Raw genomic sequence first — 20,619 nt, 5'->3', positions numbered from 1 at the left:
ACATATATAAGTTATATCCTCATAATTCTTTAATCTTTCTTTCGCAACATCAAGCATTTTTTCAGATAAATCAATTAGTGTAAGATGCGCCTGTGGGTATTTTTGTAGAAAAATTGCTGAGAGCAAGCCAGTGCCAGCTCCTAGGTCTAGGATATAAGGTCTTTCCTGTTTGGTTGTTGCAATAGATACAGGTATCGTATAAAAATCATCAAAGCAAGGGATTAAGTTTCTTCTCTGTTCATCATAATTCATTGAAATCTCATTAAACTTTTCAATAATTTCGTTACGATTGATAACCATTTTACCCCTCCTACATCTATATGGAAATGCATCATACATTTCATTTACTTTATGAAATAGCTACCAATACATAAAAAGACCGTTATACATATTTCACATAACGGTCTTTCTACTTCTTCCAGCATTCTATGAAACAGGCAGTTTATTTAATAATACGAACTGCTGCAACGCCAGGAATAGTTTGTATTTTATCTGCTATACCAGCTTTAATATTGCTATCTAAAGCATTATCGATATCAATAATTGTATACGCATATGTTCCTTTGCTTCGATTAACCATGTCTGCAATGTTTATATTATGCTCAGCCAACGCTGCGGATATACGACCAACCATGTTCGGAACATTTTGGTGCAATACTGTAATACGTCTTTTTCCTACATATGGTAATACTGCATTTGGATAGTTAACGGAATTTCGGATATTACCTGTTTCTAAATAATCCTTCAATTCACGAGCTGCCATAATAGCACAGTTTTCTTCAGATTCAACCGTAGACGCACCTAAGTGAGGAACAGGAATAACATTATCCATTCCTAACACGCGGTCATTTGGAAAGTCTGTTATATATTTTGCTACAATACCTTCTTGAATCGCATTTTCTAATGCATCTTCATTCACTAATTCACCACGTGAGAAGTTAAAGATACGAACACCCTTTTTCATCGCTTTAAAGGCATTTTCATCTAACATTCCTTTAGTAGAATCTAGTAATGGTACATGAATGGTAATATAATCACAAGTGGCGAAGATTTGTTCTATATTTGTAGCACGTTGTACTTGACGAGAAAGTCTCCAAGCAGTTTCAACCGATACATAAGGATCAAATCCCATTACTTCCATATCTAGCGCAAGTGCGTCATTTGCAACCAAACCACCGATGGCGCCTAGTCCAATAATTCCTAGACGTTTCCCTTTAATTTCAGTTCCAACAAACTTCTTTTTACCCGCTTCGACTAACTTAGAAATTCCATCTTGGCCTTTCAATGTCTTTGCCCAAGCCACACCTTCAATTATATTCCGGGAAGATGCTAACAAGAAGCCAAGTATTAATTCTTTTACCGCATTTGCATTTGCCCCTGGTGTATTGAATACAACGATACCCTTTTCCGTACATTTTTCTACAGGTATATTGTTAACACCTGCTCCAGCTCTAGCAATTGCTTTTAAATTACTTGATAGTTCTAATTCATGCATATTAAAGCTACGAACAAGTACAGCATCTGGTGCTTCTACTTCATTAGAAATGGAATAATTGTCTGTTGGTAACTGATCAATACCAATTTTTGCAATGTTATTTAGTGTTTGAATCGTAAACAAAGTGGTTCCCCCTATCAATGGTTTGCTTCAAATTCTTTCATATATTCAACAAGCTTTTCTACGCCTTCAATCGGCATTGCATTGTAAATACTTGCGCGCATTCCACCTACTGAGCGGTGTCCTTTCAACGTTTGAAGACCACGTTCAGTTGCTCCTTTTATAAATGCTGCATCGAGCTCTTTAGAAGGAGTTACAAATGGAATATTCATAATAGAACGACTTTCAGGTGAGACAGGTGAAGTAAATAGCTTCGATTCTTCTAAGAAATCATATAGAATTTTTGCCTTTTTACGATTTAATTCTGCTATTGCAGGTACGCCACCTAATTCTTTTATCCATTCAAATACTAGCTTTGCAATATAAATGCTGTAAGCAGGAGGTGTATTATAAAGTGAATTATTCTTTGCATGAATATTGTAATCAAGCATTGTTGGGCAAATATCAGAAGCATTCCCAAGTAAATCTTCACGAATAATAACTACTGTTACACCAGCCGGCGCAATATTTTTTTGAGCTCCAGCATAGATAATTCCAAACTTGGAAATATCATATGGGACAGATAAAATATTAGATGACATATCAGCTACTAACGGTATATCTCCCGTTTCTGGAATATATGGGAATGTTGTTCCTTCAATTGTATTGTTCGTTGTAATGTGAACGTAATCTGCATCTTTATGGATCATATCAGCAGTAACTTCAGGAATATACGTAAAATTACTTTCCTCTGATGATGCAATAATAGAAACATCGCCATATTTTTTTGCTTCAGAGAATGCCTTTTTTGACCAAGATCCAGTAATAATATAATCTGCTTTTTTGTTCTTAAATAAGTTGAGAGGCACCATCGCAAATTGTGTCGATCCTCCACCTTGTAAAAACAGCACTTTATAATTTTCTGGTATGTTCATTAATTCACGCAAAAGCTTTTCTGCACTCGTAATAATGTCTTCAAACGCTGCAGAACGATGGCTCATTTCCATCACTGACATTCCTGTATCCTTGTATGTAATTAGTTCCGCCTGTGCCTTCTCTAAAACCGGCAATGGCAGCATAGAAGGTCCTGCAGAAAAATTGAACACTCTCTCCATCCTGTTCTCTCCCCTTTTTTATCAGAACAATAATTTATAAAATTTAAACTTTCTGAATTATAACTCAAGATACATAGGTTGGTCAACGTCTTCATCACTATTTTACTAAAACGTCTTGGAACCGTTATCAATCGTAATACAATTTGTAACAGATTTTAACATAATTACTATTATAACCTCTATAATTTGCATAAATTAGCTGTTAAAAACCAATAAAAGATAAAGAAGGAATATAGGGCATAACAATTTAATTTAACTAAATTGACACATGTTCAATTCTTGATCCTCATTACCTTACGAGTTCAAAAACTATATACGAGGAGGGTTATTCGGATTATATTAAACAAGTGATTGAACATGACTTCCATCATAGGAAGCAAATTCAACACTTTCAACAATCTTTCGTTTAATATAGAAAGCATATTTCCAAAAAGAAAGAAGGAGATTACAAATCATCTCCTTCTCGCTCTGTATTAATAAAAATTAAGCTTATAATTGCTAGTTGCGCTTAGAAAAATAGACGAACAATTGATAGATAGCTGAAAGACCAACGAGCCAATAAATTGTCGTTACTAATGTAGGAAAGGAACCGAATAATTTTTCAACTACATTAAATTGCCATGCAACAAATAACCAGTTCAATGCACCTATGAAAACAAGAAAACCAGTGAGATAAGTGAGAAATTTCATGATGTCACCTCCAGTTGAATCTTGTCTTGTAAGCCCTTACATTGTTATCATATGCCGCCGATGCTCCTGTAATCTCTATCCGCTATAAATATTTATTAATTTTATCAAAAAAAATTTTCTTACCTTCTACTTTACAAACGCTTTTATATGTTGCACAAGTTCATCTAAGCAATCAACAAGTGGGGAATGTCCGCAATCAGGAAGAAGAACAAATTTAGCTTGTGGAATTGCATTTGCTATTCCATCTGCCATCTCTTTTGGTACAACATAATCACGATCCCCTTGCAGTACTAGAGTAGGTGCTACAATTTGATGTACTTCGCCAGTCCCATTTGTTACTCCGTTGCTTTCATCCGATATATTAAACGTGACCAGTGCATAATCCACATCAACAAGGTTACGCTGCGTCAGCATATCATCTAAATATTCCTCATATTTTTCTGGGGTTGGCTGATTATGTGTATAAATAAGTAGGTTCCAAACCATTCTGTAGTAATCTTTATCCCTTTTTTCAAGTGCTTGCAGTGCAGGAAGAACCTGGATCGGATCCTTTGCAATATCCTCTTTTGAAGAAAGATATGTAAACGGGATTGGCTGACCTTTCTCATCTTTTTGAAATATGGGGTACCCCTTAATACCAACAGATTCCACTAAGATTAACTGCTCCACATATTCAGGATGATTACTTGCAAACTGCATCGATACTCCTCCACCAGTTGACCAACCCACGAGTGAAAAGGAAGTGAGACCTACTTGATTAACAAATAAAAAGAGATCCTCAGAAAAATCACGAAGCGACTCAATTGACTTATTGTACGTTGAGAAACCGAATCCTCTTAGATCAATCGCATACATCCTATAAGAAAATTGCAAGTTGTCCATTACCACATCCCAATGCTTAGAAGACGTCATATTACCGTGAATGAGCACAAGGACCTTCTCTCCAGATCCAGCTTGACGATAAGCAATCGTTTCTCCATTCGGTAATAAAACAGATTGAACACCAGACTTTAGCTCCATTCTATTTCCCCCTTTTTAAGAATGGTTACATGTATAAAATACCATAAAATGGTTAAAGTTTCAAAATTCATAAAATAAAACTATACCAAAATGGATACCAGAGATTATTTTCTTGTAATAGAATTCTCCCATCTACCCATACTAAAATGGAACATTAGAAAAGGAGGGATTTCGTATGCAGAAAAATGCTAGAAGTTACGTGCAAGATTCCTGTCAAGCATTAAATCAGGCAGCATCATGCCTGCAAGATGCACTACAAACGGTAGAAAAGGCTAATAATCGCCAACAAATCCAATCATCTTTACAGGCGGTGCAGGGCGCTATTACGCAATGTACGAGCGTAGAACAAGCACTTTCCCAAGAGTAACTTTCATTCCTAATCGTAATACTGAAATAAGCACCTAAATAGGTGCTTATTTCGTCAGAAAAAATTAAATTGTCATATGTAAAATCTATTATTCGTCTCATCTCTTTATTCGTAGGAACTTTGCAATTATTCTAGAAGGACTTGCGAAAAATTCATAATTGATTGAAGTACATGATATCCTCTAACTACCACCCCTATCGTCCCTGCTCTAGGAAAAATAATATCACGGCACAACTTTCATCGGCGTTCGGTACGATACTCTCCAAAACAATGAGTGCTACAACGTTTGCGGTAAACCACTTACACCAGATCGTAAGATGAACCATTTTCAAGCTTTGTTACCACCATCACGTTTAAATGCCCTCTCGGAGTACGTATGGCCCTTTAAATGAAGTGCTCTGTCATAGCAGGCACCTTCATGATACATAACATCCGTTCCCGTCTTTCCTGTCTCACGACTCGAGCAAAGTTTAAACAAAAAACCGAAACGCATTGCTTTAGCAAATCATTTCGGTCACTACCATATATTTATTTACTTGTCGGTTTCTCAAGTGTGTATAAATCTTCTTCAACATTCTCCATACGCTCGATAATTAGCTTTCTAGCATCTTGAAGAGCGGCGTTATAAATATAAGGAGAAACATCATCCATGATAAAAGATAGCAGTTGCTCAGCTTCTAAATTTCCTATTTCTGACCATTTCTTATCTTGAAAATAGTTTTGTAAATCCCTCACCATCTGCTGTCTTTCATCTTTTGGCATCTTTTCAATCATATGCTTTTCTCCTTTTCAGGCATTTCTTGTAGCATACCATATTTACCTTTAAATCTCGTCAAGATTTTAATCCATTGCGTACTAAATAGGCCGAGAAAAAATATGTTGGAGAGCGCATGAGCAAGATCAAAATAAAAACTAGATATATAAATTCCAACGACAGTAGACCAGGTTACGCTATCAGTAAAGCCGAGAAGAACCCAAATATTCATGATCCAACCGAAAACAAAGCCAGCTATACCACCGTAGATTATACGTCCCCATACTTTCTTCATAAGAAATGTATTACGTAGGAGTCCCGCAAAGAGCCCCATTAATCCCCAGCAAACCATTTGCCAAGGCGTCCACGGTCCTTGTCCTAAAAACAGATTGGATACAATAGCAGCTGTGGCTCCAATTAAAAATCCGGATTCTCCACCAAAAACGATGGCTGAAACGATTATAACGAAAGACGTAGGCTGAACACTTGGCAACATACTAAATGGCACACGACTTACAGCAGCTATAGCCGCTAATACTGAAAGTAAGACAACCTCCCGAGATGCAAATGCCTTACGTTCAAATCGAACGTAGAAAGGCAACATAATGATGAATAAGAATAAAAAGCTAATCCATAAATAATACCGATCATTCATTGAGTTAAATGCAAGAATGATTAGCAAGAAAGAGCATGCTACTAGGATTGCAAGGAGAGTTGACTTTCGCATGCTATCACATCCTCCCATGTAAGAGCGTAAGGCATTTGCTTGCGCACTAACCGATTAATCGAAGTAGTGTAGAAGAAGTTCTCGCTGAAAAACCGTTGCGGTGTTTCTTCCATAATAAGCTGACCGTCAAAAAGCATGACACACCGAGTTACATACTTAGCAGCAAAGGCTAAATCATGTGTTGCCATCATAATAGTGGTTCCATTCTTCCTAAGACTTGTAAGAATATTTCCTAGCTCTTCCTTCTTTTCTGGATCGAGACCTTTTGTAGGTTCATCAAGCACAAGTATTGATGGCTTTGCTAGCAGTGCTAGACAAATAGCAACAAGTTGCTGCTCCCCTCCACTACAATCGTGAGGATGCCGGCTTTTCGTAGACGTTATTGAAAATTGTTGTAACATGTCTTCGACTACATCTTCTGGACTCTCATATTTACAATCCCTAGCACGATTTAGGAGTTCTTCCCAGACAGTATCAAATGTGAAATGATAGTAGGGATGTTGTGATACATATCCAATTTCTTCATAGCGGCGCGTTACATCTAACTTTTGAATGGAAGTCCCATTCCATAATACTTTCCCTCGTCTTACTGCAACCAAACCTGCCAATACCTGTAGAAAAGTAGATTTCCCCGTACCATTTTTTCCGACTAATCCCACCCAATCTCCTGTATGAATTTGAAATGAAACATTTTGTAATATCATTGCACTATTTTTTTCATATTGAAACGTAACATGCTTTGCTTCTAGAAGCACATGGTCCTCTGATTTGTCTATTTGAGCACAAGTATCATTGTGAAACTTCGGAAGTATTTTCTTCCCATCTCGAACGGTAAAAGGAGGAAATTCTGCCCCCCATTCCAAAAAGAGACGTGGAATTTGCGGTATATAACAGCGAAAATCATTATGATTCCAAAGTTGCTTCACAACCTCACTTGGGTGACCATCATATACAATATGACTATCATCCATAAAGACAAGACGATCAGCAAGAGATAATACTTCATCTAAACGGTGTTCACTCATGACAATTGTAATGCCCAGTTCTTCATGAATACGCTTTAAAAGTGTTAAAAAATCCTTTGCTGCAATTGGATCAAGTTGTGCAGTCGGTTCATCTAATAAAAGTAGCTTAGGCTGTAAAATGAGCACAGCAGCTAAATTTACAATTTGCTTTTGTCCACCTGAAAGTGTATGTACAGACGAGTGCAGTATATCTTGAAATCCAAGAAAACTAATCAGTTCTGCAATTCTTTTTTGAATAACGGCTGATTCATATCCTAGATTTTCTAATGAAAAAGCAAGCTCCTGAACAACCGTATCCATCACAATTTGATTCTCAGGATTTTGAAACACAATACCTATTTCTTGGGCGCTTGAGACAGAGGGTAACGTAAGAAGTGGCTTTCCGTTGTATAACACTTCACCTGTGCGGGTACCAATTGGCTGAAGCTCTTTTTTTAAATGATGAAGTAAAGTTGTTTTTCCAGAACCTGACCGTCCCGCAAGCACAACAAATTGTCCTTCATCTATTGACAATGAAACGGCAGATAGCGCAGGATCTTTTTCATTGCTATATGTAAATGTTACTTCCTGTAGTTGTGTGTGTGCCACCAAATCCATTCCCTTCCTTCCACCACTATCGGTACGCTTATATATAATAGAAACGATGCATATGCCATCCAATCCATTTGAAACATATTATGTAGCCTTGGATACACATGGAGTACCCCCTGGCCGCTATTAAGTGCTACCATGCAGCTACTAAAAAAAACAAGAAGTGCTAGAAGAACGAGTCGATCCCGAATCTCAAACTGATAGCGAATATACGTGCTTCGTTTTGTTGTACCAAATCCTCTAGCCTGCATGGAATCAGCAGTTTGAAGTGCTTCTTCTAAGGAACAAACAAGTAAAACTGACAGGAGCTTCATTCCATTACTAGCTCTTTTTTTTAATGTTCCGTTCTCCGTTTGAATCCCCTTTGTCATTTGAACGAGTTTTATCTGCAATAAACGTCGAATAAATAAGGGCACAAACCGAATTGAAATCATTGTAAGTAAGGCAATTTTGGGAGAAAATCGTGAAAACACATATAAGAATTTATGACTCGTAATGATCGTTTGATACGATGCAAAGGAAAGTGCAATCGAAAAAAACGAAAGAGCCATCGTTATGCCATATACGATAGCTTCCAGCGTAACAGGGTTGTCAAAAATATAAAATAACATCGTACTCCCGCGGTGAGTTAATAACGGATTTAAAACTGCAATAAACAATGTCAAACTAAGTGATGCAAGCAGTAACTTTTTTAATGGCTGGTTGCTTCCATGCATATATAGCAACACCAATAGTAGAATAATAGCAGATAGTAAAAAAATAGGGTGTAGCATTGTCATACATAAGATGATAGCACCTACATAATACAAAAAAGAAACAATTGGATGTACGGAAGCAAATGCAGACTTCACGGTTTTTCTCCGTTCGTCGTATATACCCATTCAATTTTATCCCCATTTTTCACGGATGCTGCCCCGGCACTTACATTTAAGTATACGCCGTTCACACGGTACATCCAACCACTTCGTGGACCGCGGTCTTTCTCATACAAATTATTAATTCCCATTACATAAGCAGAAGGCCCAACTCCTTCTGATTCCATTTGTATCCCCTTACTTTTTACTGTACGTGATAAGACAGTAAATACAGTATCACTGCCTTGTACTTCTACTTCTGTTGTACCCAAAATCATTCCAATATCAGAACGAATCGAAAGTGTAGCAAGGTTTTTTTGAGGGGGTGCAGGTGCAGGTGAAGCTGAAGCCGATGATGACGCTTGTTGTGATTGGGATTGACTTGATTCAGAAGATGCCTTTGCAGTAGGCGCTGCAACTGAACTATTAGCGTTATTTTGCTGATTCGAAGAAGATTGTGTGGACGGAGATTCTCCCTGTTGATCTGTCGTCTCCTTCTTCTGTTCTTCTTGTTGTTTATTCGTATCTTGTTGTGTATCTTGTTTTGGTTGCTCTTGTGTTTGCCCTGCATTAGCTTGCTGTGTTGGTTTAGACACTTGCTGACTGTTTTTTGCTTGTGTACTGCAGCTAGCTAGCAATACGGCCGAAAAGCAGCTTATTAGTAATAATTTTACATATTTCATGATTCCACATCCTTTCAAAAAGAGTAGGAGCAAGACTGCCCCTACCCATCCAATTACATTACTTTATTTCGCAAGGCGATCATTGCTGCGCCAATAAATAATAGGCCAGCTGCAATGGACGTCCAAAAATCTGTTCCAATTAATCCAGTATCAGGTAGTTGCTTTTTTTGTTCTTTAGTCTGAGGTGGATTTGTTTGTTGCTCAGTTGATGCACTGTTTACTTGGTCTTGTTGCTGTACTTGGTCTTGTTGCTGTACTTGCTTTTGTTCTTGCTGAACCTGTAAGTCTGTTTTAGGTTGCTCAGAAACAGGTGCAGTTACCGGATTATCTTGCTTACTATCAGTTGGCTGAGTATTCGTCCAATGAAAAATAGATCCTTTTCCATCCACGAAGTACTTATATTGCACAAGTGCATAGAAGGCTTGATCAAATGCCATACTATTATTGAAATCATCACCAGCAATCCATTTAAATCCGCCATTATCAAGTTGAAACGATAATAGGTTTTGAATAGCTGAGCTATTTTTTGTAAAGTCTTTTCCAGTTGGATCGATTCCCATCATGGATAGTGCGGTTACAACTACTGATACACTATTTGAATTTGCTGTACCATAAGATTCGAATCCACCATTAAGTAATTGAATTCCTTTTAAATAAGCTACAGTTTGTTTTGTAGCGGTTGCCACATCTGGATTATCCTGATGCGCTGCTAATGCCATTAATACCATTGCATTAGTATCTGGATCCGGATCTTCCGTCCATTTACCAGGAGAAGTTTGTGCTTTTAGAATAGCAGCAATTAATTTTTCACGGGTCCACATAGCATCGCTTGGAATACTATAATCCTTGCTATCTAGCGCAAGCAATGCATACGTATATGCATAGATATTATCTACTTTGGGATCGTTATATAGCTTTGAAATTAAGTTTTGACCTGATACATTGGTAGCATCTCCACCCACCGCATTTACAGCTAGTATTGTACTAGCTAAATAGGTTCCTTGTAATCGGCCGCTGTTTTGCACTCGATCTACTAATTTTTGTAAATAACTACTTTTTATATCACTTGCAACTGTATCCATTGCACGAGTAAGTGCGATAGCTTGCCAATCCGACTGAATTCCATTGGTTAACGTAAAATCAATTGCCTTTTTCAATGCAGCATCAACCTCTACAGTTGATGTTTGAGCGGGACTTTGTGTTGCTTGTACAGGCGTTTGTGGTGATGTTGGTGATGTCGGTGATGTTGTGCAAGCGCCGTATCCTTTTATGCTATCATTTACAGTCTGTGCTAGTAAATCTGTTCCCCAGTTAAGCGTGTAGCGGTAAGCGATAACATCATTATTTTTCACTATGTAATCGGATGCGCCAACATCGGCAGACTTGCCATTAATTTCATACATCCAACCGCTTTGCGGACCATCATCATACTCTTTTAGTCCGTCAATACCTGTGACATATGGCTTACCAGCATATGAAGAAGAAGCAACTTTATCACCCAATTCTTTCTTCAACATATCATAGGCAGTTTCATTAGCATCTAAGTTTACTACTTTCGGACAAAGAATGACCTGTTTTTGCGAATCCCCTACAACAATAAGCGTTGCTTGATTGGTGTCGGCATAGGCTAATGTACCTCCATTAGCGAATGAAAGAACTACTAATAATACAGCCAAGACAAACAATGATAACTTCTTTTTAATCATCTTTCTTAATCTCCCCCCCTACCTTAAATCTACGCAAAAAGCACCCCTCTACGAGAGAGGGGCGCGCGTATCCGTTCATCAACTTTCATGATAAAATCCGTCTACACAAAACTTCCTATTCCTCGTAGGATCTTGGTGTTGTGTTATTTCTACCGGCAGGTCTCCTGACTTGTGCGTCATCAACAACGTGCGCCTTCCCGACAACCAGTGGCATCTTGCACGTAATCTCTGCACTTACAGTGGCGGGACCGTGTCGGATTTTCACCGACTTCCCTTTTAAACATAATGTAGTTGCATTATGTACCAATAGTATTAGTAAGTTTTAAAATTCTAAATAAGCTTACTACAAATCCCCTTCTTTGTCGATAATAATTGTAATATTTTGAAAGAATCATTTAAATCATAGTAAATGAAATAAACTTTCATTCCTCTCTTTCTACTCTATAATTTTTTTGTATACTAATATAAGAAAGGAGTTGAATCCGTTGGCTAATAAAACAATTGCTAGTCGAATTCTAGATCGAAATCATATTCCCTATAGTCTTCATGAGTACGATTGGGACGAAGAACATTTAAATGCACAGCATGCGGCGGAGCAGGTGGGTCTTCCGCTTGAACAAGTATTTAAAACGCTTGTTGTACGCGGGGATAAAACAGGTATTGTAATGGCTTGTATCCCTTCTCATACAGAGTTAAGATTAAAATCCTTGGCTGCAGCAAGTGGGAATAAGAAAGTTGAAATGGTTCACGTAAAAGAAATTCAAGCACTTACTGGCTATATTCGGGGCGGGGTATCTCCGTTAGGGGTAAAGAAAAATTATCCTCTCTACATTGATCAAACAGCAGAAGCTTTAAATCCTATTAGCATTAGCGCAGGTAAACGCGGATTACAAATATTTATAAACGGTAAGGATTTAGTTAAAGTAACAAACGCAACACTATGTGCGATTACAGAAAAAGATGCAGAATAACCTGCATCTTTTTTCTACCATCCCCATTGTGTTTTCTAGGTACATTATTTTATAACTTAACATTTTGTAACTGCAATTGTTTTGAAAATTGTTCTTCGTCCATAGGTTTTCCGAATAAAAAGCCTTGAATATTCCAGCATTCATGAAAATTTAAAAATTCTAATTGCTCGTCCGTTTCTACTCCTTCTACAATAATTGCAAGCCCAAGCTTTTTAGCAATAAATATAATCGCTTCTGTTATATTTTCACTATTGCTATTATTACCAATGCGCCATGTAAACGATCGATCGATTTTTAAAATATCAACATTATAGTCTTGTAAATAACTAAGGGAGGAATATCCAGTGCCAAAGTCATCAATAGCAACGGAGACACCCGTTTCTTTTAATTCACGAATGACTTGGCTCACATATTCATTATGATTTAAGGCGATATTTTCGGTAATTTCAATTGTTATATATTGTGGTTCAATTTCCGTTTCTCGTATAATATTATCTACTGTTTCCACAAAATTTTTATGTAAAAACTGTTTGCTGGACACATTGATTGACATAGGTATTTTCGAAAGACCTTCATCTTGCCATTTTTTATTTTGTATACAAGCCTTGCGTAAAATATATTCATCCATTGCAAAAATGAGACCGGTTTCCTCTAACAACGGGATAAACCTATTAGGAGGAATAAGACCTTGCTTATTGTGATTCCAACGAACTAAACATTCCACTCCAATAATTTTCCTTGATTTACTATCGACTTGAGGCTGATAGTGCAAAATAAATTCTTCATTTTCAAGAGCTTTATGTAAATCGTTTAATAATCCTAAGTCATTATTATTATCTAATTCCATTTGCTCAGCAAAAAATTCATAAAGATGAATTCCCTGTTGCTTTGCTCTTCTCATTGCTATATCAGCATATTGAATTAAGCTATCCGAATTAGATGCATCTGAAGGATAAAGACTTATTCCAATTGACGGGGCTAAATATAGTTCATCATCATTATGGATAATTGGCTGTTTCGCGACCTCTAATACAGCCTTTGCAATCTGCTCTACCTTTGATTTTTCCTCAAAAGAAAATAGAAAAACAAACTCATCAGCAGCGTATCGTGCAATTTGTATAGGAATCGTATCCCCTAATGCTAGTTCCAATCGTTTTGCAAACTTTTGGATGACTGACTCTGCAACAGCGTGTCCATACTTATCAACGATTAACTTAAACCGAGCTAAATCAAGGAAAAGAACAGCGCTTTTCTGTATTTTTCTTTCTGATGGTCGTAACATATCATCCATGGTTTGAAATAATAAATTCTGATTCATAAAGCCTGTTACCGTGTCAAAATATGCTAATTTAGTAATTCGCTTATGAGAAGTGATATACTCTATCGCAATGGTTGCCACTTGAATCGCCTTTTCAATCAATTCTAAATCAAATGACTCCGGCTTTCTCGTGTAATGAAAATAAATAGCAAACGTACCAAGTACTTCACTTTTATTCCGATTAAAAATAGGAAAAGACCAACAAGCACGAAGATTATACTTTTCAGCATAAATCCGGTACTTATCCCACAATGGATTCGTTTGAATATCATCAACTAAAATCTGCTTTTTATTATAAGCAGCCGTCCCACATGATCCCTCATTAGGTCCAATTACTACTTTTTTCATTTTTTCCACGTAATCTGCAGGTAAGCTAGGCGCCGCTCCGACATGTAAATGGGTTTGCTGTTTATCAACTAGTAATATGGAACATTTTGCATCATAGTTAAACGTTTTCTCTACTAATTCGCATATATTTGTCAAAACAACTTGAAGATTTTTTCCCTCATAAATGGTTTGCAACGTTTTATTTAAAGCCATTAACATATGCTCAGATTGTTTATAAGATGTAACATCTTGCTGTATGCTAATAAAATAGATCAGGTTACCATCAACATCAAATATAGGACTTATATAAATAGTATTCCAGAAGTGTTCTCCCGTTTTCTTATAATTCATAAGTTCTATATGAATCGACTGCTTATTTTGAATAGCTTCCTTAACTTTATTCAAATCATCTTTATTGGTTAAAGCACCATTCATAAAACGGCAATTTTTACCTAACACTTCTTCTAGTCTATATCCTGTATGTAACGTAAAATATTCATTTACATATACAATTGGGTTATCCATTTGATTCGGATCTGTAATAATAATCGATGATAAGGTTTGGTTTGAATAGTTCTCAATTAAATCTATGAATTTGGCCCCATTCAATTTTTGCACTATGTTCAGCATAACGAAATTCTCCTTATATGCTTATTATATAGTTGTACGAAAGATATGTATTTGTTGTTTACTAGGTAAGGACGAGTTCATGATGAATAATACAGAAGTAATAAAGAAAACAATAAATCTGTAATTTATCTACTGCATTGTATTCTAACTAATACTTAATTGATTGTATTCTATCTTTTTTTTGCTGAGCCAATTGTTGCAGTTTAAGAGTTAGTCCCGATTCTGACCATAATTGTAAAACGTACAATGGAATTTTCTTATTTCCATTTACCTCGACATACTCCATACCCCTATTTATATAATTATAAATAGTAGGCTTGCTCACTTGAAGAATTCGAGATGCGTGATCTGCCGAGACAATTTGCGTCTTATCATATACATAATCGATCCTACCGCTAGCTGTTATTTCAAAAAACCACAAATCAAAATCCAACTTAAAGTGAGCAAAATCATGATTTACTCGCATGCCATCTTTTAATGTATCTAATAATTTTCTCACCATGCGAACATTAGTTTCTGAGAACAGAAAAGAAGGACTTTCCTTCATCTTCAAACCTGTAACCCTTGCAAATAAAACTGTTTGAGAAAACCATACAGGAATCGCAAGTATTGTATTCATGAGAACAAATTGTGTTTGTATTTCAAGCAATGTAACGTCTTTAACACGTAAAGCGTTGTTCATTAAATCTTGCATTTTATAGTATACAGCTAAAGACATTTCCATTATTCTCACTCCATCGTAGAATATTTTTAACAAAAACACAATAATGTATATTTACATTTTTCATTTTTTGTAAACTAATATTCCGATATATTACGATTGTGCAAATTTTTTATTATTCAAGGAGTAAAAAACGTAGAATCGTTTTGATCATCGCAATCTTAAAAATATTTTATTTACTATGGTTTCATTTTAATAGTCAGTTCTACTTCTAAGTATCGGGTGATGAACAAAAACGTTTAATAATCCAATTGCTCCCTATTTCATTTTTTAGTGCTTTTAAAATAACAATTAAAAAAATCATTACTTCATATTATATCAAAAACAATTAAAAAAACCATTTCATTACTCTTATATAAAAACCATTTTTTCTTACAAAATGTGTTTTTACATTTTTTTATTTTTGTAAATTTTACACTTTTTTGTATTACAAAAGGGTAGTTCCATCCTCCTACCCTAAAAAGGATTGTTCTTTCGTTATTAGTTTAGTCAGAGTTCTTCAAATATATAAGGAGGTTTTGCACGAAAAAAAGGTTATTATCATAAGGGGAGGGCTTGGTGAATGAAACTCCTAAGAAATCGTTATGAGGTTATCATCCTTGAAGTTCACGGGACAATTCAACATTATATTGGCTAGAACAAAAAAGCCGAAACTGATGTCCCCCTAAGTAGGATATACGAGTCCAACTTTATAGGGTCACATCACCCCCGGCTTTTTTCTATACAGAATAGATCCAAAACTTTTCAAATCGTAACCAATTCAGAGTTTTTGAATCCTTCTCTTTTATTTTTTTATCAATTTCTTCGAGCATTGCCTCTGTCTGTGAACGGTGAGCGTGAAGTGCAGCCAGTTTGTTCTCAAAGACATCTTGTATATCATTGGTAATGTCGGGTTCACCTAACGCTTCCACACGATTTTTTGTAATAGCCATCGCATATATCGTAGGACGCATTTCCTTTGGTAACCGTGCAACTGCTGTTACCGTGGCACGTCCATATGCATCATGGTCAGGATGAACGCCATGTCCTGGATAAAACGTAATAACAAGGGATGGCTGAACTTCGCGAATTACTTCTTCAATTTTATCCGCTACGAATTCTACATCCTCGAATTCTAGCATCTTGTCATGGAAGCCAAGCATACGAAGATCTTGAATTCCCATATGCAAGCATGCCTCTTGTAATTCCTTCTTTCGAATTTCTGGCATTGTTTCTCGGTTTGCAAACACTTGCACTCCCATATTACGCCCCATTTGTCCTAATGTTCCACATGCATAGGTTACCGGAACTCCCAATTTTGCAAACTGTGAAATCGTGCCTCCTGCACCAAATGCTTCATCATCTGGATGGGGGAGTGAAACTAATATATGTCTTTCCATTGTTCTACCTCCTTAAAACGGTGTTTTACTTAGCTCAAACGCTACCGCAAGCTGCCCTTTCTCATTATGACCAGCAAGAAGAAGTCTTCCTTTTTCGTCTTTCTCCCAATGAGTCAACCCTTGAGCATATACCCAGCCCTGCTCCATCTTCAACCCAACTCGGTACGGATCTTCACCTGCAATCGATCCTCTTTCAAACTGGATGCGGGTATTTCGAATGAATACACCTACTGTCATTGTTTTTTCATTTACATGCGTGGCGTATGCTCCGTTCGTAGTTTCTAAATGAAGATACACGTCTCTATTTGCGAACGATTCAATCTCTTTTTGCAACACGTTCTTATCTAAAATACGCTCCACTTTTCAAACCCTCCTTCACCGTGAATCTAGACAATTCTATTTCTTTCATTATACTAGCTTTACATATTTTCCGTCTTTAGGCAATATATTCGTACTACTATTACGGTAATTGAAATTTTATTAGCATTTTCTTATAAACTAGAATTTGCTACAATGAAATGAATGGTATGGTTTGATTTTTATATACTAGAGGACGGTGCATTCAATGGAACAGGCAAGCAGCCATATTAGCAATATACAATATTACAGTGCCATTGCAATTTTTTTACTTACATATGCTATTCTTATTTTGGAGAAGATGAACCGAGCAGTTATTGCTCTTTTGGGCGGGTCGCTCATGATTGTCTTTGGGATTGTAGAAACGAAGGTGGCATTTACAACCCATATTCAATGGGAAACCATCACACTTTTACTTGGCATGATGATACTTGTTAATATTACGAGTAAATCGGGTGTGTTCGAATTTCTTTCCATTTACGCAGCAAAAAAAGCAAAAGGACAACCCATTTGGATTTTAATCATTTTATCTTTACTAACTGCTGTAGGCTCTGCATTTTTAGATAATGTGACAACGGTGCTACTTATCGTTCCGGTTACTCTTTCTGTTACGCGAATCCTGGAAATTAGTCCCATGCCTTTTTTTATTTCAGAAATCTTATTTTCAAATATCGGTGGTACCGCGACATTAATTGGCGATCCGCCCAATATTATGATTGGATCAGCTAACAAACACTTAGATTTTAATTCTTTTCTATTTAACCTAACCCCAATCATCATCGTAATAGGACTTGTAAGCCTTGTATTACTTTACATCATTTATTATCGAAGCATTCGCACTTCTGACCATCTAATTGAAAAACTGATGTCATTACAGGAACGTGATTATATTAAGGACCGTAAGCTACTCATTCAATCTCTAACTGTCCTCGGCGGAACCATTATTGGGTTTATCCTGCATAGCACTATTCATGTTGATGCAGCTATTATTGCGCTTTTAGGAGCTACTATTTTAATGGCTATTGCTTTAAAACAACATGAAGTTGAAGATATTCTTTCCCAAATCGAATGGACAACTATTTTCTTCTTTGCTGGTTTATTTATTCTCGTTGGCGGACTCGTTGATATTGGCCTCGTGAGCATGCTCGCGCAAAAGATGATTACTATGACAGGTGGGAATATAAGCACTGCCGCAACATTTATACTGTGGGGATCAGGGATGGCATCAGCAATCATTGATAATATTCCATTTGTGGCAACTATGATTCCGCTCATTCAAAACTTTGCAGTTGGACTTGGCCTGCAACCTGATTCACCGCAAATGGAAGTATTATGGTGGGCTCTTTCTCTTGGTGCTTGTCTAGGAGGAAACGGAACTATCATCGGTGCATCCGCAAATGTAGTAGTAGCTGGCATAGCAAACCGTGAAGGACATCCCTTTGGCTTTATAGACTATTTAAAAATTGGGCTGCCGCTTACAATCGTGGCACTCTTACTATCTAATGTATACTTGTATATCCGCTATTTCCTTTGAACTACTCACCACTTAACACCCTTCCGGGTTGTTTGAAGTGGGAGATTCCTAAGAACACCAGTGTATCCACCAGTTTTGGATTAGGCTATCCCCGTCATTCCAACGGTTAGAAGTCTTATCGCTTCCTTTTTAAGATTGATACCTGCATTAACATCTCTTTGGTGATGGGTATGGCACGCTGGGCATTCCCATTCACGTAATCCCAGATTTTTAACGTCTTTATTTTTATAGCCACAACCCGAACAGAGTTGACTAGAAGGAAATTTTTTTGCTACGGTCACTACTTTTTTTCCGTACCATTTCGCTTTGTACTCCAGCATCCTTTTGAATTGTGACCAAGACACTTCGCTGATGGCTTTAGAAAGATTGTGATTCTTTAACATGTTAGATACCGACAAATCTTCCATACCGATTATGTCGTGGCTTTTGACAATCTCGGTGGAGATTTTATCTAAGTAATCTTTTCGTGCATTTGCAATCTTTTCATGAATGCGTGCTACTTTGATTTTCGCTTTATACCAATTGGAACCTCCTATTGTTCGTCTACTCATAATGCGCTGTGCTTGGGCCAACTTGCTCTCTAAGCTGCGGAAAAACTTCGGATTCGAATAGATTTTCCCGTTTGAGAGAATCGCAAAATCTTTTAATCCAACGTCTACTCCTACAGACGAATTTGTTTTCGGTAATGCTACTATTTCCGTTTCCGTTGCGAAAGAAACAAAATATTTACCCGTAGGATTCCGTCTAATCGTTACACTTATAATTCGGCCCTGAACTTCGCGACTTTTCGCAAAGCGAACGAGTCCAAGTTTAGGCAATTTGATGTGGTGATCTAGTACAGCTATATTTCCATTTGTATACTTTGTGGTGTAAGACTGGAGGGGGTTCTTTTTTGATTTAAACCGTGGTTGCTTATTCTTTTTTTTATAATAGCGATGATAGGAATCACTTAGATTTTCAACAGATTTTTGCAAAGCAATGCTATCTACTTCTTTCAAAAAAGGATACTGTTTCTTTAATTCAGGAAGTAATGTAACTGTGTCGTATTTATTAAAGTATTTACCCTTCCAATTATTAGATGAAAGTTGACCCTTCTGCTTCATTTCTTCAACGATGTTCCAATAAGCATCTTTTTCTTTTTGTTTTCCAAGAAAGAAATTGAATACAAACCTGGCACAACCTATTGTTTTATGGATCAACTCCATTTGTTTCTGATTTGGATAGATACGAAACTTATAGGCTTTGTTCACTACCATACGTTTCCACCTCCCTATTTATTACTACTCTTATTTTACCATGAACAAAGGAAGAAAGCAAACATACGTTCTCGTTTAGTTCATTTTTCAAAAGAAAGTCTAGTAGTAGTTGCAACTCATAGGATCACAGGGGAAAATCAAGCAGGTAGCACTCTCGAACGGTCGAACAATTCAGATGGCAGTAAGTCATCTCTTGTCCGAAGGTGATTCATCCCCCTCCTACTCATTGGGCTACGCCCTTCCCATTCCTTGAGGTGGGAGTTTTCTTGCCTATAATGATAAAAAAACAAGCTTGCGACAAAAGCCGTAAGCTCATTTTTTCCAAAAGATTCCGATTAACACAATTGCCCCTAATATAAATCCAAAGATTTGCTTCAGTAAAGCAGGAGACCATTGGAATTTTTGTTTTTCATATCGCATTTCCCAAATTTCCTTTTGAAGGAGATTTACAGTTTCCTCTAGTTTCACTATTGTCTCCTTTAATTCCTTTACTTCCGTTTCAACTAAGCCTTTTTCCTCAGACATAGGGCGCGCTCCTATCTTTTTCCTCTGCTTACAAACTAAATTAATAAACTAAAAAGTGTTGGGTTTTGCGTAAATTCCATATATCGGACGCCTTGCTCTTCCATACGACGAATGAGCGGTTCGAAATCTTCCTTCGAATGAAGTTCAATTCCAACAAGTGCAGGTCCATTATCTTTGTTGCTCTTTTTCGTGTACTCAAAACGTGTAATATCATCGTTAGGTCCCAGAACATTATCTAAAAACTCACGAAGTGCACGTGGACGCTGCGGAAAATTGATAATAAAATAGTGTTTCAATCCTTCATATAGAAGAGAACGCTCTTTCATTTCCTGCATCCGGTCTATATCATTATTTCCTCCGCTAATGACGCAAACAACATTTTTACCACGGATTTGCTCCCGGTAAAAATCTAAAGCTGCAACTGGAAGAGCACCAGCAGGCTCGGCCACAATTGCATTTTGATTATACAAATCTA

20 protein-coding genes, 1 pseudogene and 1 riboswitch are annotated in these 20,619 nt (G+C 36.9%); of the genes and pseudogenes, 3 read left to right on the top strand and 18 right to left on the bottom strand.

Going from position 1 to position 20,619, the window contains the following annotated elements; translation table 11 throughout:
- The 5 genes from AC11ZT_RS01655 to phaZ all read right to left on the bottom strand — a co-directional run.
- On the bottom strand, window positions 1-300 hold a 300-nt coding region (locus tag AC11ZT_RS01655), incomplete at its 3' end, for a methyltransferase domain-containing protein (protein ID WP_484057937.1).
- A gap of 142 nt (window positions 301-442) precedes the next feature.
- Entirely contained in the window at window positions 443-1,618 is a 1,176-nt protein-coding gene (locus AC11ZT_RS01650; protein ID WP_484057936.1) for a phosphoglycerate dehydrogenase, read from the bottom strand.
- 14 nt (window positions 1,619-1,632) lie between these two features.
- Window positions 1,633-2,709 (bottom strand): 3-phosphoserine/phosphohydroxythreonine transaminase, encoded by a 1,077-nt coding sequence (serC, locus tag AC11ZT_RS01645; protein ID WP_484057935.1) that lies wholly within the window; start codon window positions 2,707-2,709, stop codon window positions 1,633-1,635.
- A gap of 498 nt (window positions 2,710-3,207) precedes the next feature.
- Complete coding sequence (locus AC11ZT_RS01640) at window positions 3,208-3,399, bottom strand: DUF378 domain-containing protein (RefSeq protein WP_484057934.1); 192 nt, start codon at window positions 3,397-3,399, stop codon at window positions 3,208-3,210.
- A 126-nt stretch (window positions 3,400-3,525) separates the two neighbouring features.
- A complete protein-coding gene (phaZ, locus tag AC11ZT_RS01635) occupies window positions 3,526-4,419 on the bottom strand; it encodes an intracellular short-chain-length polyhydroxyalkanoate depolymerase (RefSeq protein WP_484057933.1) in 894 nt (297 codons plus the stop codon).
- A 175-nt stretch (window positions 4,420-4,594) separates the two neighbouring features.
- Here phaZ and AC11ZT_RS01630 point away from each other — a divergent pair, with 175 nt between their 5' ends.
- Window positions 4,595-4,786: a hypothetical protein gene (locus tag AC11ZT_RS01630; RefSeq protein ID WP_484057932.1), complete on the top strand. Its 192-nt coding sequence runs from the start codon at window positions 4,595-4,597 to the stop codon at window positions 4,784-4,786.
- A gap of 528 nt (window positions 4,787-5,314) precedes the next feature.
- On the opposite strand, the gene AC11ZT_RS01625 is transcribed toward AC11ZT_RS01630, so the two are convergent.
- Genes AC11ZT_RS01625 through AC11ZT_RS01600 form a run of 6 tightly spaced genes read right to left on the bottom strand, consistent with a single transcriptional unit; the run spans window position 5,315 to window position 11,126 of the window.
- Window positions 5,315-5,560 (bottom strand): DUF2164 domain-containing protein, encoded by a 246-nt coding sequence (locus AC11ZT_RS01625; protein WP_484057931.1) that lies wholly within the window; start codon window positions 5,558-5,560, stop codon window positions 5,315-5,317.
- Complete coding sequence (locus AC11ZT_RS01620; protein ID WP_484057939.1) at window positions 5,557-6,195, bottom strand: ECF transporter S component; 639 nt, start codon at window positions 6,193-6,195, stop codon at window positions 5,557-5,559. Before AC11ZT_RS01620 ends, AC11ZT_RS01625 begins: the two co-directional genes overlap by 4 nt.
- Before the next feature lie 41 nt (window positions 6,196-6,236).
- Window positions 6,237-7,889 (bottom strand): ABC transporter ATP-binding protein, encoded by a 1,653-nt coding sequence (locus tag AC11ZT_RS01615; RefSeq protein WP_484057930.1) that lies wholly within the window; start codon window positions 7,887-7,889, stop codon window positions 6,237-6,239.
- Window positions 7,853-8,734 (bottom strand): energy-coupling factor transporter transmembrane component T, encoded by an 882-nt coding sequence (locus tag AC11ZT_RS01610; protein WP_484057938.1) that lies wholly within the window; start codon window positions 8,732-8,734, stop codon window positions 7,853-7,855. Before AC11ZT_RS01610 ends, AC11ZT_RS01615 begins: the two co-directional genes overlap by 37 nt.
- The gene (locus tag AC11ZT_RS01605) at window positions 8,731-9,420 is read right to left on the bottom strand and encodes a DUF4430 domain-containing protein (RefSeq protein WP_484057929.1); all 690 of its coding nucleotides are present in this window, start codon (window positions 9,418-9,420) and stop codon (window positions 8,731-8,733) included. Before AC11ZT_RS01605 ends, AC11ZT_RS01610 begins: the two co-directional genes overlap by 4 nt.
- A 53-nt stretch (window positions 9,421-9,473) precedes the next feature.
- Entirely contained in the window at window positions 9,474-11,126 is a 1,653-nt protein-coding gene (locus AC11ZT_RS01600; protein ID WP_484057928.1) for a DUF4430 domain-containing protein, read from the bottom strand.
- Window positions 11,127-11,263: 137 nt separating this feature from the next.
- A riboswitch (cobalamin riboswitch) is annotated at window positions 11,264-11,449 on the bottom strand.
- A gap of 162 nt (window positions 11,450-11,611) precedes the next feature.
- Here AC11ZT_RS01600 and ybaK point away from each other — a divergent pair.
- On the top strand, window positions 11,612-12,097 hold the full coding sequence (gene ybaK / locus AC11ZT_RS01595; RefSeq protein WP_484057927.1) for a Cys-tRNA(Pro) deacylase: 486 nt from the start codon (window positions 11,612-11,614) through the stop codon (window positions 12,095-12,097).
- A 49-nt stretch (window positions 12,098-12,146) separates the two neighbouring features.
- Here ybaK and AC11ZT_RS01590 read toward each other — a convergent pair whose 3' ends face one another.
- From AC11ZT_RS01590 to AC11ZT_RS01575, 4 genes are all read right to left on the bottom strand, one after another.
- Window positions 12,147-14,372 (bottom strand): EAL domain-containing protein, encoded by a 2,226-nt coding sequence (locus AC11ZT_RS01590; protein ID WP_484057926.1) that lies wholly within the window; start codon window positions 14,370-14,372, stop codon window positions 12,147-12,149.
- A gap of 148 nt (window positions 14,373-14,520) precedes the next feature.
- A complete protein-coding gene (locus AC11ZT_RS01585) occupies window positions 14,521-15,096 on the bottom strand; it encodes a hypothetical protein (protein WP_484057925.1) in 576 nt (191 codons plus the stop codon).
- Window positions 15,097-15,812: 716 nt separating this feature from the next.
- Complete coding sequence (bshB2, locus tag AC11ZT_RS01580; RefSeq protein ID WP_484057924.1) at window positions 15,813-16,472, bottom strand: bacillithiol biosynthesis deacetylase BshB2; 660 nt, start codon at window positions 16,470-16,472, stop codon at window positions 15,813-15,815.
- Between the two features lie 12 nt (window positions 16,473-16,484).
- Window positions 16,485-16,832 (bottom strand): YojF family protein, encoded by a 348-nt coding sequence (locus AC11ZT_RS01575; protein WP_484057923.1) that lies wholly within the window; start codon window positions 16,830-16,832, stop codon window positions 16,485-16,487.
- A gap of 205 nt (window positions 16,833-17,037) precedes the next feature.
- On the opposite strand from AC11ZT_RS01575, the gene AC11ZT_RS01570 reads away from it, so the two are divergent.
- Window positions 17,038-18,363, top strand: coding sequence for an ArsB/NhaD family transporter (locus tag AC11ZT_RS01570; protein ID WP_484057922.1), 1,326 nt, complete (start codon window positions 17,038-17,040; stop codon window positions 18,361-18,363).
- Window positions 18,364-18,443: 80 nt separating this feature from the next.
- Here AC11ZT_RS01570 and tnpB read toward each other — a convergent pair whose 3' ends face one another.
- From tnpB to AC11ZT_RS01555, 3 genes and pseudogenes are all read right to left on the bottom strand, one after another.
- Window positions 18,444-19,619: an IS200/IS605 family element RNA-guided endonuclease TnpB gene (gene tnpB, locus AC11ZT_RS01565; RefSeq protein ID WP_484057921.1), complete on the bottom strand. Its 1,176-nt coding sequence runs from the start codon at window positions 19,617-19,619 to the stop codon at window positions 18,444-18,446.
- Between the two features lie 312 nt (window positions 19,620-19,931).
- Entirely contained in the window at window positions 19,932-20,144 is a 213-nt protein-coding gene (locus tag AC11ZT_RS01560) for a hypothetical protein (RefSeq protein ID WP_484057920.1), read from the bottom strand.
- Window positions 20,145-20,179: 35 nt separating this feature from the next.
- Window positions 20,180-20,619: pseudogene (locus AC11ZT_RS01555) on the bottom strand (threonine dehydratase); the annotation flags it as partial.

The sequence above is a fragment of the Ectobacillus sp. genome (assembly GCF_056992975.1).
The sequence above is the reverse complement of the archived record's forward strand: the minus strand, read 5'-3'. Positions and strand labels throughout refer to the sequence as shown.